The following is a 16,045-nucleotide window of genomic DNA, read 5'->3' as shown; positions in this document are numbered from 1 at the left end:
CATATGAAAACATCTAATCATTTTATCTATACATCAATAGTATTGCTTGTTTCGAGTATTCTCCTTGTTATTACCTCTATTATATTATTTGAAAATAACACCAAAAACAATTTAACATTGTCCTTGTTACAAAAATCAAATGAGTTAATTTTAGATACAGAAAACTTATTACTAACGCTCACTGCATGCCAAGAAAATCCTTGTTTAAAAGACGACAGTCAGATAATGTCAATAAAGAAAAGACTCAATAATTTCAAATTAATGGCATCAAGAGACAAACAATCCATTAGCTTAGTAGGTGCAACTGAATACTCTAAACTCAATATTATATTAGACAAATATATAACTGTCCCTTCAAAAACAGATACAATAAGAAACTTAATACCCGTTCTTATTGAGATGCAAAAAAAACACAACAATATAATATCAAAAATGAAAATTGAAGTTAATTATAAAAATAAAAACAAAAGCATAATGATAATATTATTCATTATATTTATTTTATCATCATCCTTGTACTTTATGTTTTCAATTGAATTAAAAAACAAGAAACTAACCTATCGTATAAATGAAAAAATCAATGATTTAAAAAAGGTATTATCTATTATTGATGATTTGAATTCGAACTCATCAAAGTCAATTCTTAACGATTTAAACATCAGCCGACAAGAAAGAAAAATTTACTCAAAACTCAAAGAGTTACATTGCAAAGTAGAGAGTAGCAAACGTAATACCGATCTATCTCAGCAGCTCTACTCTATGATAGGTTATGAAATAAGGGGGATCACTAATATCATAAAAGGAGGCATACAATTACTGGTGCATGAACATGATGATAACTCAGTTGATCTAGCAAGAGATGTCACTATCGCAACGACAACACTATCAAACCTCGCAGAAAACTATAATGAACTATTCTCTCAAGGGATAAAAGAAAAGACGGAACACTATTCTTTCATTCATTTATTAACTGAAATAATTATCCATCTAAGTAATAAAAATAACAGTAAAATTTTCAACATAGAATGTGACATCAAGAATAACTTACCCAATGAACTGATTGGAAATCCAACAAAATTATTCTGGATTTTATTTTTACAATTATCCAATGCTATTAGTGCTCAAAACAATAATAATATTCTCATCCGAGTCGATAGCCAAACAGCATCGGATATTGCAGAATCGATGGTCATTATAGAACTCATTTTTTTAACGACCTTAAATGTGAATATCAAAAAAATAGATCATTTACATTGGGATAAAACACAAGTTAATGCCATGAAAAATGATGAATGGTCAATGTCAATTCTTGATAAAGTCAGCTCATTTAGTACCTGTTGGTATCAATCTGGAAAGCAACAAAAATTCGAAACAAAAATGAGTGTAACACCGATATCTTATAGTAAAAAAACACCTTTATTAAAAGGTAAATTTTTCCTGATCTGCGCAGACTCTGAGCTAAGAATTAATATCATGTCAAATATTTTTATATCACACGGAGCAAGAGTAAAAATTGCACGCTCCCCTAATGATATCTTTAAATCAATTTCGACACTAGCATTGTATGACGCCATTATCATTACTGATACTATTGAAGGGATCCAGCTTACTTCATTTTGTAAAACATTATATGGAAAAATATCAAAGGAAAAACAAACAAAACTGCTATTAACCGTCTCCTCTAATGAGGTCGCTAAAAATTCAGCCCCTTATGTCGATCATATATTTTACACCCCTATTATCCCCGATGATTTTATCCCGCAAGTCGTCAGTGCAATTGAAATAGAAGAAGAAAAAGAAGAAGTCAATCATCAATTCTTGATTGTTGAAGATGATCGTATACAACAGTTTATACTCAAAAAAATCCTACAACAATCCGAATATGATGCCGAAATAGTTAATGGTGGTTTAGAAGCCGTTAATGCAGTTAAGAGTAAACAAATCGATATCATTTTTATGGACTGCATTATGCCGGGCATGGGAGGAATACAAGCCACTAAACTCATTCGTCAATACGAAAAACAAAACAAAACAATCATACCATCAATCATTATTGGTGCCACTGCACTGACCAGTAAATCAGAACATAAGGTCTGTTTAGAAGCCGGAATGAACTATGTCATAAGTAAACCTTATAAAAGTGATGAGATATTGAAAACTATAAAAAAATATATTTATATCAATGACAAAAGGGTTTCATAAGATGAAAACAACGTTCATCATCACTGTATTCACTGTATTTTCAATCCCTATCGAAGCATCGAGTTTAATTGATATTGTTAATATTGCAATTGATAACAATTTGTCTCTAAAAAGTGCCAAAAAAGATTATGAAGCCAATCGATATGATATCGATATTCATCGTTCTAAATTTTTACCCAGTTTATCACTGAATGCTGATACCACTTGGAATGAAAATAAAGAATTTCAAACAACAGATCAACATATTACTAATGATTACAATTCTAATAGCTATAGTCTTTCATTAAGCCAAAATATTTTTAATCTTAATGATATTTACACGATAAAATCCACCCAAATTGATGTTGATATTAGTCACCTCCAAACAGTACAAACGGAACAAGAAGTGATCAAGCAAGCTGCAACAAAATACTTTGACTTTTTAAAAAACCGCTCACAAATTAAAGCAACAGAATCAGAGTTTTCCTCATCTAAGTCAAGGTTTAAGAAAATGCAAAGAAATATTCAATTAGGGAATACAGCAAAAAACGAAATCTATGAAGTCATTGCTCAAAAGGAAAACATACGAAACAAACTATTCACCTTAAAAAAAGAAAGACAAGTTATATTAAATGACCTAAATAACATACTACAAATCAATAAAACACCTACTTTCGACTTAAATAAACTGACCACATTCCCTCAAATTAAAGAACCTAAAAAAATTTTCCTAAAGAATGCCATGTACGAACTCAATACCAGCATTTTAATTTCAAAAAAACAATTAAATCAGAGTAAACAAAACATTAGAGAGACACAAGCAGAGTTTAGCCCTACACTAACAGGCGATGTTAGCTACCGTAAAGACAATAGCAACAATCCTTCCTCTAACAGTCCACCCGACTTTGGCATTAATGAGTCTATTGTATACTCTCTCAATTTCCACCTTCCTTTATCAACAGGTGGAAGCGACCTATATACCTATAGAAAAAATAAAATTGGATATGAGAAAACACACTTAGATCTCATAAAATCTGGAGAAGATAGCTTACAATCATTCAATAACTATATCGCTAACATAAATGACTTTTCTCGATCTTTAGACAGTTACAGCTTAATTATTAAAGCTAATTACGCATCCTATAATGGAATAAAAAAAGCACATAAGCTAGGAACAAGAACAATTACAGATTTACTTTCAGCAGAAAGTAAACTTTTTAATAGCATTAGGGATTATGAAAGTGCAAGATACAACTATATAATTGAAATTATTAACTTAAACAAAACTGTTGGCCTACTTAACACCCACTCAATTAAAAGTATTATGAATGATATGGTGCCGCTTACTGATGATTTATCTTCATCTCCTATTCCACTCCATTTAATTAAATAGATGAGGATACAATATGAGATCAGAGAAGTTCACTCGAAATATAAGCACTGCAGATAAGTTTTATTTATTCGTTTCGACAATAATAACCACGTTTCTAGGTTTAGCCCTTCCTTTTTCTATATTGATAATTTTCGATCGTATTTTGCCAAACCAGTCTAAGGACTCACTCTTTCTATTATCATTTATCATTATAATAGCTATTTATTTTGATTATTACCTTAAAAATAAAGAAGAGATGATTACATCTTTAGTCATGAAATACTTTGACAGCGACTTAACCAATAAGATTTTTAAAGATATTTGTTACTCTGATATTCACAAGTATAAAAAATATTCTCCTGGTGAATATTTAGAACGAATATCGATCATTCCAGAGTTAAAAAGTTTTTTTGGTGGAGAATCTGTAAAAGCTGTCATCAACACATTAACATGCATCATTACTATTCTTATCATTGGAGTCATTAATATTGGATCAGGTACCTTATTATTAATATCATCCTTAATTTTAATTATTTCTGCTATCACTATATCAACGAAAAAAGTTAAAGTACTTGAAAAACGATCAGACATAGAAGGAAGGACTAATTCTAAAATTATTGAAATTGTCTCAAGCCCTCTGGATATAAAAAGTAGAACCATGGAATACCGAATAGAAAGTCTCATGAATGTCATGATAAATGAAAGAGAAGATCAAAGTATTGCATTTGAAAAACTCGATTCTATGCTAGGGCTCATTCTATCCTTTATACAGCAGTTATCGATTGCCGCCGTCGTGGTGATCTTAGCGCTATCCGTTATCGCTCAGGAGATCAGCCAAGGGGTAATGGCAGCAGTCATTCTATTAACCAATCGCTATTTTTCTCCCTATCAACAGGTCATCCGAACACTGAGTCGATGGAAAGTAAATAAACTCAATATTGCTAGAATAAGCGCTCTTTTTTATCTCACTAATGAAAAATCAATCAATATAAAAGAGTTTAGTGTCAATAACGTTTTACTCTCTTTAAATAATGACAAAATACTTTCCTTAACAAAAGGGAATTTATATATCCTACATGGTTCAGCAGACTCCGGTAAGTCGTATTTAACTCAATGTTTAACAATGGAAATAATCGATAGTGACATAAAAATAACCATTGATGACAAATTATTGTCTTCCCTCGATTACAATACTTGGAAAGATAAATCGATTAAAATCGATAATAAAAGTGCCCTCATAGAAGGAAGCATCATTGATAACCTAACTTGCTTTAGGCATCACTTAAATGACGCCGCATTCGCCCTGTGTGAAAACTTATTGATAAAAAGTGAGATAGATGCATTAAAAAATGGTTTCTACACACTCATATCAGGAAACCAACAACATCCATTCTCTCGAAAAGTGAATTACTCACTTTTAATCATCAGAGCATTACTCAGTAACAAATCTATCATTATACTGGATGATATTGATACGATCCATGATATGGTATTTGAGAAAATGTTGTCCTCAACCATATTATCTAAAAAAAGCAATCTTATTTTTATCATTATTTCCAACAAATTTAGTTATCGTGATCCATCCACGCAGTACATTCATATTATAAAAGGATATTAATATGAGTATTCTTATCGACTTTGGAAATATAGGACAGCGTCTAAACGATTTTGAAAGTCCAAAAATGCATGCTCGGTATAGCCAATCACCATTGATAAAAGGTATTGCCTATAGTTTAATTACTTTACAATGGGAAGGGACTCCAGATATTTTATCTGATGCCTTTATTCCAACCCATAATGACATCGATTCGTTTAAAGAAACACTCATACGTTTAGGGTATCAATGCAACATCATAAACCTAAAACATATGAAAGAATTAAATAACATTCCTTTCCCTGCCTTTATTGCCTTTCAGAATGTTTCAGGGATCCTCGTAAATATTGAAAATGAAACCGCATATTTATTTGATTATATTAATAATACCTTAATAGAACATTCACTTGATGCTATTCCTTGCACTGCATGTGTTATTTCTGAGTACTCAAAAATTTTCAGAGAACCATCACCTGAATCACAGGATAAATCAAATTGGATAAAGTATGCCTTTCATCGGTACAATAATGAATTTAAGAGTCTAATTTTACTAAGTTTTATTGTTAATATATTAGGTGCTCTCCAACCCTTCTTTATCATGAGTGTCTATAGCTTCGCTCTCACTTCTGATTCAGTCAGCACCCTATATTGGTTAGGGAGTTTTGCTATCTCACTTGCTATCGCGGAATTCTTTTTCAAACGAATGCGGATGAATATATTAACAACATCAGGTAAAGATCTTGCACTTCACATCTCTAAAAATGTCATCGGAAAATTACTTTGGCTTCCCTATCCAATGACATCCTCAGCAGGGGTTTCCAGCCAATTAGCCCGTTTAAGGGATATTGATCAATTTAGAAAACTCGTCACAGCAGAGTCGACGCTTAGCTACTTTGATATGCCATTCGTTATTGTCTTCATTCTCGCTATTACCCTTTTATCCGGAGCCGCTGCATTGACGGTATTAATAGGCATCGTGATAATGTTGTTCTTTTGCATTTATGCACGTTATTTATACGTTCATGCAACCTCTAAAAGTTCACGTGCTAATACCATGGTATCTTATCAATGGAATGAGCTATTAAGGGGAGTGGGCAGTATGCAAGGGCTCCCTTTATTACGGATCACTCAGTCTCGTTTCTCTGCTGCACATTCCCAAAGTTTAGAAGATGGAGAAAATGTTTCTGTCACTAACAGCAAAGTACAAGGAATGGGTCAAGCATTAATACAAACAATTGGGACAGCCAGTATTGTCACAGCGGTCTTAGGCGTTATGGATGGCACATCTGACGTAGGTGCAATGCTCGCTATCGTTATTCTGGTATGGAAGGCCCTTAGCCCGATCATGGGCATTTATAACTCCATCGTTAAATTTAAATCCATTCAATCATCAGCAAAACAAATCAATGCACTCATGTCATTAAATGATGATCAAACTTCACTTGAAAAAAGTCCGCCTATCCGCACATTTAATGGCGAAATTACTGTCAGTGGACTGACTCATCGTCATTTACACGCTGCAACAGGTCTGACGAACCTTGGCTTTACATTTACGATGGGTGATAAAATCTCCATTGTCGGTCCCTCTGGATCCGGAAAAACAACCTTATTGTCTATTCTCTCAGGCTTAGAAGATAAATACCAAGGCGTTGTTTATATGGATGGGTATAACATAAAACAGTTCAATAATTATCGCTATAGAAAAGCCATTAATTACATTCCTTTTGAACTCAGGCTTTTTGAAGGAAGCTTAGCTTCTAATTTCATTTTACATAATGGCATGATCACCCGCGAACAAATGCAAGACATTATCAATTCTCTCGACTTAAATACTTATCTTCCTCAAGGTCTTGACACTATACTTGATAACGAATTTATTCAACAACTATCCAGTAGTAAGCAACAGTCTATTAGATTAGCCTTAGGTGTAGGCGCATGTGATGCACAAATTATTATCATCGATGAGCCTTTTTGTGGCGTAGAGGAAGAGCATATTACCTACATGAATAAATTGCTATCAGATAAACTCGCTCACTCTACCGTCATTTATACCACCAATAGCCGACACTTTATCGCTGCATCGAGCAATTGTTTATTACTCGACACCGACGGAAGCCAAAAATATTTTGGCTTCCCCGATAAGGTCATACAGAGTATGAATACCTAATATTGCTTTCTTTTACAAAAATCACAGCCTGCATTGGCTAAATACATCTTGTTTTTGATGATATTCTTGCGTTTTAACATTAAAAATACCGAGTAAGCTATCAAATAAATTATCATGAGAAAAAGTCCCTTTTTGCGATAACGCTTGTAGGCATGTCTTATCGAGCCTATTTTTCTGATAAAATGCATCCGAAAACCATGATAAAAATGGGATGTGAATTTGCTCTGTGGGCGCAATACTATAAGGTGCACCATGTAAATACAGCCCTTTTTCACCTAAAGATTCACCATGATCAGACATGTAAATCATCCCAGTATCGAATGATTGATTATATATTTTAAGTTTCTGTATTACTTTAGAAATTATATAATCTGTATACAGTATTGTATTATCATAAGTATTCACTAATTCTTGTTGATTACAGTTTTGAATATCACTCCTTTGACAATCAGGAAGGAACTGTCGAAACGCCTTTGGATACCGTAAGTAATAAGTCGGCCCGTGTGAACCCATCAAATGTAATACTATTAGGGTATTTTTCTTTTTCGCTTTTGCTAAAGCGATATCTAACTGTGTTAACAAGGCTTCATCAAAACAAGATTGAGTGGTACATTCTTTGGGGGAATTCTCTTTTGTGATCATCATGTGATTTACTTTGTTGCATACCCCTTTACAACCACTATCATTATCAAACCATTGCACATCAATACTGACATAAGTGAGTACATCAAGAATAGTATCCTGACTTTGTGCTTTTCTTAATTGATAATCAGAACGATCAAAATGTGAAAACATGCAAGGGACCGATACGGCTGTCGCGGTACCACAAGACGTCATATTTTGAAACGTGATTAAGCCCATCTCTTTTGTATATGCATTCGTTGGCCTATCATATCCATAATATTCATAATTTTTTGCTCTCGCCGTCTCCCCTAGCACCATCACAATTAAATTAGGCTTTTTACCTTGATGGGGACTCACCACAGCATCAGTCCCTAACGCTTGATAAGGAATTGGCTGAGTAAAATAATGTTCATTCACATATTTTATGGTCGAGCCTACGACATAGGTTGGAATAATTAACCGTTTTAAGAGATCATTATTACGGCCAAATGCGGCATAATTTTGATAAAACACGGCAACAATAGCCACTATCCCTAACAAAAAAAAGAAAAGGCAGCCCAGTTTTATCAACATTTCTTTAAAAAAAGACTGATAAACAATATTAACTTTATAAATCAAAAAACAAGGGATTCCACCCGTCAGAAAAAAATAAACAATAGAACTCGTATTAAAATAAGTTGATGCTTCCGATTGCGTTGTTTCAACAATATTCTGGATCATATTCGTATCAAAAATAATCCCATACTTAACACTGGAGTAAAAAACCAAAGATGAGATAATGGTCAATAATATGAAAAAAGGCTTCGTAATATACTTTATCGTGAACAGAGAAAACAACACATTAAGTAACATTAATAATAACAACGGAATAGATAAAACAAATAACCAGTTAACATCACCTTGATTATCAATACCTGTTTTTACCGCTTCAAAAAAAGGAATATTGAAAATAACGAGATAATAAAATGAAAGTAATAATACAAACTTATTTGATGAGATTGATCTAACATTATCAAACAAAATTAACCACCAATGCAACAAAGTGTAATATAAAGCTGTACATCGATATTAATCAATATACAAATGAATAAAGTCTTAGTGATACTATAAAAGCATTCATTTACTTTACTTTACTTTACTTTATATGCCTATATTAAATTGATGATCAATTTTCAATTCACCTTTACGTTTACACTTTTAAATACAACTAAGAAACAAACAATAAAATAAAAAATAAAAAGCTCACACGATACACTCGACTTGTTTGCATTTGTTAATCTCAATACTAATGTGTGACAGTTTATCAAATCTTGCCAGTTGAGTTTTAAAGTACTCGACCTCTTTCGGTTCATGAGAAACGATAGAAATAATCGCTGCATAATGATCGGCCGTAATCGCCCAAATATGAATATCACTCACTTGATGATCGACAACATCTTCAATTAGCGCGACAATTTGCGCTTGATAGCGCTTATCTATATTCGCATCTAACAAAATAGGACTCGTTTGCCGTAGTAAGCCCCATGCCCACCGGCTGATAATCAAACTACCTACCACCCCCATAACAGGGTCGAGCCAGTTTAACCCAAAAAACTTGCCCATTAACAAAGCGCCAATAGCCAGTAATGATGTCAAGGCATCCGCCAGTACATGAAAATAAGCCGCTCTGAGATTATGATCATGCCTGTGTGCTCCTTGTTGCTCTTGAGTATCCTGACGATGTCGATGATTGTGCGTGTCATGCCGCTCTTGATCCGTATGATGATGGCTGTGACCATGATCATGACTATGGTGATCTTTTAATAAAAAGACACTTAATACATTAACGCTTAAACCGATAAAGGCCACTAAAATAGCTTGATCAAATTGAATAGATCCAGGATTGAGGAGCCTAAAAGCTGACTCAAATAACATAATAAGTGCCACAAAACCTAACGCTATAGCACTCGTGAAGCCTCCCTATACACTCACCTTCCCCGTACCAAAAGAAAAATTTGGGCTATCGGCATGCTTTCTTGCGTATCAATAAGCAAATAAAGCGATCATAAAAGCAGCTGCATGCGTTCCCATATGCCAGCCATCGGCTAATAGCGCCATCGACCCATAAAATGTCCCCGCAATAATCTCAGCAAACATTGTCACAACCGTTAAATACAATACATAACGGGTATTTCGCTCCCCTGAGCGATGGGTATTCATATACTGGTGTTTATGCTGCCACGGTGCTAGCGAATGTTGCTTTATCGTCATAGAGATAGAACCTTAATAAAATAACCTTACTGACATCACCTCTTTCCACTCATCATCGTATGCAAAACTTTTATTGTTTTGACCATACTCTTAATCAAGAATAGCGATACCTTACAAAAATGTTATCATTTTTTGACATGCGTACATTTGAATAATCTAAGGATGATCAGTAAAAAATAAAAATAGATTAATAGGGAGAATATATTGCCAGTTTTAGGCCGAAACAACACAGATAACACTGAAAATAATTCAAAAATAGCTATACACACTAAAAATTAAGCACAAAAAAAAACAGCATTGATAACAACACAGTGATTTTATTAATTATTTTTAATTTTAATAACGGCCAGCTTAATGTAACCTCCTTGTTACTTCAAAGCATATAACGTATCTTAATGGTTGCTAAGTTCATTCTCAATTAACACGATTTGATTAGTGTTGAGGTATAAAAATATAAACGTAATATAGCTTCTCTTTTATCACCTAAAATAATCACATTGATACAAAATAAGGCACAAACAGCCTTTGGAGTCATAATGAAAACAATAAAAAACCCTTATTCCCCCTTATTACTCAGCCACTTTTTCAGTTTAACATTCGCCTCTTTCGCACTGTTTTCCGTACCCGCAGCCCATGCTGAAAATAACGAGGTTATCGGACACAGCTATACCAGCGAAAACTACCAAATTGAAGAAGCCAGTAAAATGTTTCCCGCCCCCACTAAAGGCATGGTTCAACACTTAATTTATTTACCTAAAAAACAAAATGAATCGAACTATAAAATTGAATTTGAAATCGGCCAAACAAAAACCATAGACTGCAATAAACACAGTCTCACCGGAAAAATTAAGCAGCATTCAGTCAAAGGCTGGGGGTACAATTATTATCAAGTCGATACGCTGTCTCCGGGGCCAAGCACGATGAAAGCCTGTATGAAATTTGACAAACGTGAAGCCTTTGTTCGTCTTCCCAGTGATCTTATGCTGCGTTATAACAGTCAAATCCCCTTTGTTTTTTACTTACCTGAAAGAGCACAATTACATTATCGAGTTTGGGCAGCACAAAGTCCCTTTCAAACAACCGACTAATTATATAAAAACATAACAAAAAAAGGGAAGCATTATGCTTCCCTTTTTCTTCAACAACTTAATAAAAAATCACAAAAATTAAAGGCCCATCAGTGCTTCTTTACACAACTCAGTGATCTTATCCCAATCACCCGCAGCTATTGCATCAGTCGGCGCAATCCAGCTACCACCAATGCAATCAACATTGGGTAATGCTAAATATTTTTTATAGCTCTCAGGTGAAATGCCACCCGTTGGACAAAAACGAATATTAGCCAATGGTCCAGAGAATGCTTTCAATGCATTAACGCCACCAGAGGCTTCAGCAGGAAAAAATTTAAAATGGGTATACCCTAATTCCATTCCCGTCATGACCTCAGAAATACTCGCCACCCCCGGAATTAAAGGCACCGTCCCCAACATCGCCGCTTTTAATAACTCAGGCGTAGCGCCCGGAGTTATGATAAATTGAGCACCCGCTTCAACCGCTTGATTTAACTGTTCCTCGTTGAGTACCGTACCTGCTCCCACAAAAGCTTCTGGCACTTCTTTAGCAATCTTGGCAATGGCTTCAAGCGCACAAGGGGTGCGTAAAGTCACTTCAAGCACCTTAATACCACCAGCAACTAACGCCTTCGCTAAAGGAACAGCATCTTCAATCTTATTGATCACCATCACAGGAACAATAGGACTGCATTTAAAAATATCTTGTGACTGTATAGACCAATTATTCTCAAGCATGGGGTTATTCTTCCTAATCTTAATAGTTTTCATCAATAGCTTGGGTACAACGCGCACCCGTCTCCGGACTGCTCAAATTCGATCGTAATGCACCGAATAACTCACGACCCATACCATAACTTGAAGGTTGTAAGTTAACAGGCTCTGCCACCCGAGTATTGAGTTCAGCCTCATCGACCAGTAAGCTCAACTCGCCAGACAATGCATCTAAGCGGATGATATCGCCTTGCTGTACTTTTGCAATTAACCCTCCATCTAACGCTTCTGGAGTGAGATGAATGGCCGCAGGCACTTTACCTGAAGCGCCAGACATACGACCATCGGTGAGTAGCGCAACCTTAAAGCCTTTATCTTGCAAGCTGCCCAATATTGGCGTTAACTTATGCAGCTCAGGCATGCCTACCGCTTTGGGTCCTTGTCCTCTGACTACCACAACGCAATCTTTATTTAATTCACCGGCTTTAAACAAAGCATTCAGCTTATTTTGATCATCAATCACCACAGCAGGTGCTTCAACTACGCGATTGGCTTCTGGAACCGCTGAAACTTTAATCACCGCGCGGCCGAGGTTCCCTTTCATGAGCTTCAAGCCACCATTAACTTGAAAAGGCTCACTGATACTGGTTAAGACCTCTTTATCAATACTTTCAGTCGGTCCGTCGACCCAACGTAATTCGCCTTCTATGAGTTTAGGTTCTTGGGTATATCGCTTAAGCCCAGGACCTGCTACCGTTTGCACATCTTCATGCAATAAGCCACCATCGAGTAACTCTTTAATGAGCAACGCCATGCCACCAGCAGCATGAAAGTGATTAATATCAGCGTGTCCATTAGGATACACTCGCGCCAATAATGGCACTGAATCGGATAACTCCGAAAAATCATCCCAATTAATAATAATGCCTGCCGCACGTGCAATGGCAACAATATGCATGGTCAGATTCGTAGAGCCACCTGTCGCCAGCAATGCCACAATGCCGTTGACGATGGATTTTTCAGACACAATATGGCCAATAGGCGTATATTGCGTCCCCATTTCATTGAGACGGCAAACTTGCTTAGCTGCCGTTTGACTTAATGCAAGTCGAAGTGGATCGTCCGGATTAACAAAAGAAGAACCAGGGAGTTGTAAACCCATCACTTCTAACATCAGCTGGTTACTATTCGCCGTGCCATAGAAAGTACAAGTACCTGCACTGTGATAAGACGCCGATTCGGCTTCTAACAGCGTAGCGCGATCCACTTGACCTTGAGCAAATTGCTGCCTAATACGCGCCTTTTCTTTATTCGGTATCCCCGACTTCATCGGACCCGCAGGCACAAATAACATCGGTAAATGCCCAAAACTCAATGCACCAATCATTAACCCAGGTACAATCTTGTCACAGATCCCCAGTAATAATGCGCCATCAAACATGTTATGTGACAAAGCCACAGCGGTCGCCATCGCAATCACTTCACGGCTCAATAGACTGAGCTCCATACCCGGCTGACCTTGTGTCACACCATCACACATGGCAGGTACACCCCCAGCGACTTGAGCAACACTGCCGATTTCCTGGCAGGCCTTTTTCAATAACGTCGGGTAATCTTCATAAGGCTGATGGGCAGATAACATGTCGTTAAATGCGGTCACAATACCAATATTAGCCTTGTTTAAATGCTTAATAGATGATTTATCATCAGGATTACAAGCAGCAAAACCATGAGCTAAATTGCCACAGCTAAGCGCGCTACGGTGTACACCTTTGGTCTTTGCATCTTCTAATGCTAATAAATACTTCGCTCTGGAGACTTCACTACGCTTAATAATACGCTGAGTCACAACTTCTATAACGGCTTGCATAATAACTCCTTAAGCACTCCAATAAACATCAACAGGGGTTCTATGCTGATCCAATACGGCACGGATCGGCATTTCATCGACGGCTTTACTTGTCAGTGCTTGGCGATAAACAGATAATTTGTCTTCACCCACTATGTGTAGATAAATTTGACGACTCGCTAAAATAGCGGATTTAGACAAGGATAACCTGGCATTGGGTGCAGTGGTGGGATTCACTGCAACGCAAAGATCGTCAGTGGTCAACGTTTGGGTTAACTCTGCAGAGCAAGGAAACCAAGAACAGGTATGACCATCATTACCCATGCCTAAAATGACCACATCAAATGGACGCGAAAAATGAGCAAGCTGCTCAGCAGCCATCGCGGTCCCCTGCTCTGGGGTAGAGAACATATTCTTCAACCCTTGAAACTTCGCACTGGCGGCTTTATTGATAAGCAAATGTCGCTTAACTGATTTTTCATTAGAATCAGCATGCTCATTCTCTACCCAACGTTCATCAGCGAGTGTGATATGTACTTTATTCCAATCAATGCCCCGTTGACTTAATGTCTCGAATAAGGCTAAAGGCGTCGAACCGCCGGAGACCACAAGGCTGGCCTGCCCTCTTGCGTCAACGGCTTCTTGCAACTGATCGCCAATACGTTCAGCTAATTGCCGCTCTAAAGTCGCTTTATTGTCGAAGGCTTTAAACACTGTTTCTTTAATCATATTAATCTTATCTCTATTCATCCCAAGAACGACCATCTTTTGCAATTAAGGCAACCGATGCGACAGGCCCCCATGTGCCAGCTGGATAAGATTTAGGCTTCTCACTACTGCTTTCCCAAGCATTGATTATACCATCAACCCAACTCCAGGCTTGCTCGACTTCATCACGACGAACAAACAATGACTGATTACCTAACATGGCCTCTAACAAAAGACGTTCATAAGCATCAGCAATCCGTTCTGTTTTAAACGTATCTGAAAAACTTAAATCTAACTTCGCTGTTTGTAAGCGTTGTTTTTGCTCAAGCCCTGGCACTTTATTCATCATCTGAATTTCGACCCCTTCATGAGGCTGCAGGCGAATGGTCAATTTATTAGGCGGTAAGTTACGGTAATTTGAACGGTATAAATTATGCGGCGGATTTTTAAAATAAACGACAATTTCCGAACTCTTAAACGGCATACGCTTACCACTTCTAAGGTAAAACGGCACGCCAGCCCAACGCCAATTATCGATATCCACCCTTAGGGCAACAAAGGTTTCAGTGTTGGAATTCACATTCGCGCCTTCTTCTTCTAAATAACCCGGCGCAGGGGATCCTTTTAAAAATCCTGATGAATACTGTCCACGAACCGTATTTTCAAAAATGTTATCTTCATTAATGGGACGTAATGATTTAAGCACTTTCACTTTTTCATCACGAATACTGTCAGCATCCAAATTAACGGGAGGATCCATTGCGACTAACGTCAACACTTGCAACAGGTGATTTTGGATCATATCGCGCATTTGACCCGCTTTATCAAAATAGCCCCAGCGTCCTTCAATACCCACTTCTTCAGCGACAGATATCTGCACATGGTCAATGGTACGATTATCCCACTTAGACGCAAATAAAGAATTCGCAAAACGCAGTGCAATTAAATTTTGTACGGTTTCTTTACCTAAATAATGATCGATTCGATAAATCTGTTCTTCACTAAAGAAGGCGGAGACTTGATCATTAATGACTTTCGAAGAAGCAAGATCGGAACCAATCGGCTTTTCAAGCACGACACGGGTGTCAGGGAAAATAAGTTCCTGTTCATTTAAACAACGACAAATATCGCCAAAAATCGCCGGGGGAGTCGCAAAATAACACACAGTCGCACGCTTTTTTGGTTCAAGCACTGTATGAAAGGCTTTATAGCCTTTAGACTCCGTAAAATTGGTTCCGATATAATAGCAACGTTCCATAAAGCGATTTAAGGTCTCAGGACACAACTCTTCTTTAATAAAAGTGCTTAATGCCGTTTTAACCAATACACGATATTCTTCTAAGGTGAAACTATCTTTTGCAACGCCAAGAATTTTAGTGTCTTCATTGAGCAATCCGGCTTTATCTAATTGATATAAAGAAGGCAGCAATTTTCGTTTCGCTAAATCCCCTTTAGTGCCAAAAAGAACAAAATCACAGGCTTTGGCTTCTGTTGTTATACCCATCGAGACGTCATC

The 16,045-nt window shown here is 36.7% G+C and carries 10 protein-coding genes and 1 pseudogene; 5 read left to right on the top strand and 6 right to left on the bottom strand.

What is annotated here, in order from left to right:
* The first annotated feature begins 3 nt into the window (after positions 1–3).
* From L2764_RS07215 to L2764_RS07200, 4 genes are read left to right on the top strand one after another with little or no spacing between them, the layout of a single operon-like run.
* Positions 4–2,202 carry an ATP-binding response regulator gene (locus L2764_RS07215; RefSeq protein ID WP_248939546.1) on the top strand — a complete coding sequence of 733 codons (2,199 nt, stop codon included), beginning with the start codon at positions 4–6 and terminating at the stop codon, positions 2,200–2,202.
* A gap of 1 nt (position 2,203) precedes the next feature.
* Positions 2,204–3,574, top strand: a complete 1,371-nt coding sequence (locus L2764_RS07210; protein WP_248939545.1) for a TolC family protein — start codon at positions 2,204–2,206, stop codon at positions 3,572–3,574.
* 13 nt (positions 3,575–3,587) lie between these two features.
* Positions 3,588–5,171 carry an ABC transporter transmembrane domain-containing protein gene (locus L2764_RS07205; protein WP_248939544.1) on the top strand — a complete coding sequence of 528 codons (1,584 nt, stop codon included), beginning with the start codon at positions 3,588–3,590 and terminating at the stop codon, positions 5,169–5,171.
* 1 nt (position 5,172) lies between these two features.
* On the top strand, positions 5,173–7,314 hold the full coding sequence (locus L2764_RS07200; RefSeq protein WP_248939543.1) for an ATP-binding cassette domain-containing protein: 2,142 nt from the start codon (positions 5,173–5,175) through the stop codon (positions 7,312–7,314).
* 21 nt (positions 7,315–7,335) lie between these two features.
* On the opposite strand, the gene L2764_RS07195 is transcribed toward L2764_RS07200, so the two are convergent.
* Together L2764_RS07195 and dmeF are read right to left on the bottom strand one after the other, a co-directional pair.
* Complete coding sequence (locus L2764_RS07195; protein WP_248939542.1) at positions 7,336–8,958, bottom strand: phosphoethanolamine transferase; 1,623 nt, start codon at positions 8,956–8,958, stop codon at positions 7,336–7,338.
* Between the two features lie 222 nt (positions 8,959–9,180).
* Positions 9,181–10,188: pseudogene (gene dmeF, locus L2764_RS07190) on the bottom strand (CDF family Co(II)/Ni(II) efflux transporter DmeF).
* Between the two features lie 536 nt (positions 10,189–10,724).
* On the opposite strand from dmeF, the gene eco reads away from it, so the two are divergent.
* Complete coding sequence (eco, locus tag L2764_RS07185) at positions 10,725–11,276, top strand: serine protease inhibitor ecotin (RefSeq protein ID WP_248939541.1); 552 nt, start codon at positions 10,725–10,727, stop codon at positions 11,274–11,276.
* 78 nt (positions 11,277–11,354) lie between these two features.
* On the opposite strand, the gene L2764_RS07180 is transcribed toward eco, so the two are convergent.
* The 4 genes from L2764_RS07180 to zwf are packed head-to-tail and all read right to left on the bottom strand — an operon-like array spanning position 11,355 to position 16,033.
* On the bottom strand, positions 11,355–11,996 hold the full coding sequence (locus tag L2764_RS07180; protein WP_248939540.1) for a bifunctional 4-hydroxy-2-oxoglutarate aldolase/2-dehydro-3-deoxy-phosphogluconate aldolase: 642 nt from the start codon (positions 11,994–11,996) through the stop codon (positions 11,355–11,357).
* 19 nt (positions 11,997–12,015) lie between these two features.
* Positions 12,016–13,842 (bottom strand): phosphogluconate dehydratase, encoded by a 1,827-nt coding sequence (edd, locus tag L2764_RS07175; RefSeq protein WP_248939539.1) that lies wholly within the window; start codon positions 13,840–13,842, stop codon positions 12,016–12,018.
* A gap of 9 nt (positions 13,843–13,851) precedes the next feature.
* Positions 13,852–14,550 (bottom strand): 6-phosphogluconolactonase, encoded by a 699-nt coding sequence (gene pgl, locus L2764_RS07170; RefSeq protein ID WP_248939538.1) that lies wholly within the window; start codon positions 14,548–14,550, stop codon positions 13,852–13,854.
* Between the two features lie 13 nt (positions 14,551–14,563).
* Positions 14,564–16,033 carry a glucose-6-phosphate dehydrogenase gene (gene zwf, locus L2764_RS07165; protein ID WP_248939537.1) on the bottom strand — a complete coding sequence of 490 codons (1,470 nt, stop codon included), beginning with the start codon at positions 16,031–16,033 and terminating at the stop codon, positions 14,564–14,566.
* Positions 16,034–16,045: the final 12 nt, after the last annotated feature.

It is taken from the genome of Shewanella surugensis (assembly GCF_023284005.1).
GTDB lineage: Bacteria > Pseudomonadota > Gammaproteobacteria > Enterobacterales > Shewanellaceae > Shewanella > Shewanella surugensis.
The sequence above is the reverse complement of the archived record's forward strand: the minus strand, read 5'-3'. Positions and strand labels throughout refer to the sequence as shown.

Excerpts from the sequence above, each read along its gene's own strand:
- L2764_RS07200 (WP_248939543.1), top strand. The coding sequence starts at position 5,173 with ATGAGTATTCTTATCGACTTTGGAAATATAGGACAGCGTCTAAACGAT.
- L2764_RS07210 (WP_248939545.1), top strand. The coding sequence starts at position 2,204 with ATGAAAACAACGTTCATCATCACTGTATTCACTGTATTTTCAATCCCT.
- L2764_RS07205 (WP_248939544.1), top strand. The coding sequence starts at position 3,588 with ATGAGATCAGAGAAGTTCACTCGAAATATAAGCACTGCAGATAAGTTT.
- pgl (WP_248939538.1), bottom strand. The coding sequence starts at position 14,550 with ATGATTAAAGAAACAGTGTTTAAAGCCTTCGACAATAAAGCGACTTTA.
- L2764_RS07215 (WP_248939546.1), top strand. The coding sequence starts at position 4 with ATGAAAACATCTAATCATTTTATCTATACATCAATAGTATTGCTTGTT.
- L2764_RS07180 (WP_248939540.1), bottom strand. The coding sequence starts at position 11,996 with ATGCTTGAGAATAATTGGTCTATACAGTCACAAGATATTTTTAAATGC.
- zwf (WP_248939537.1), bottom strand. The coding sequence starts at position 16,033 with ATGGGTATAACAACAGAAGCCAAAGCCTGTGATTTTGTTCTTTTTGGC.
- eco (WP_248939541.1), top strand. The coding sequence starts at position 10,725 with ATGAAAACAATAAAAAACCCTTATTCCCCCTTATTACTCAGCCACTTT.
- edd (WP_248939539.1), bottom strand. The coding sequence starts at position 13,842 with ATGCAAGCCGTTATAGAAGTTGTGACTCAGCGTATTATTAAGCGTAGT.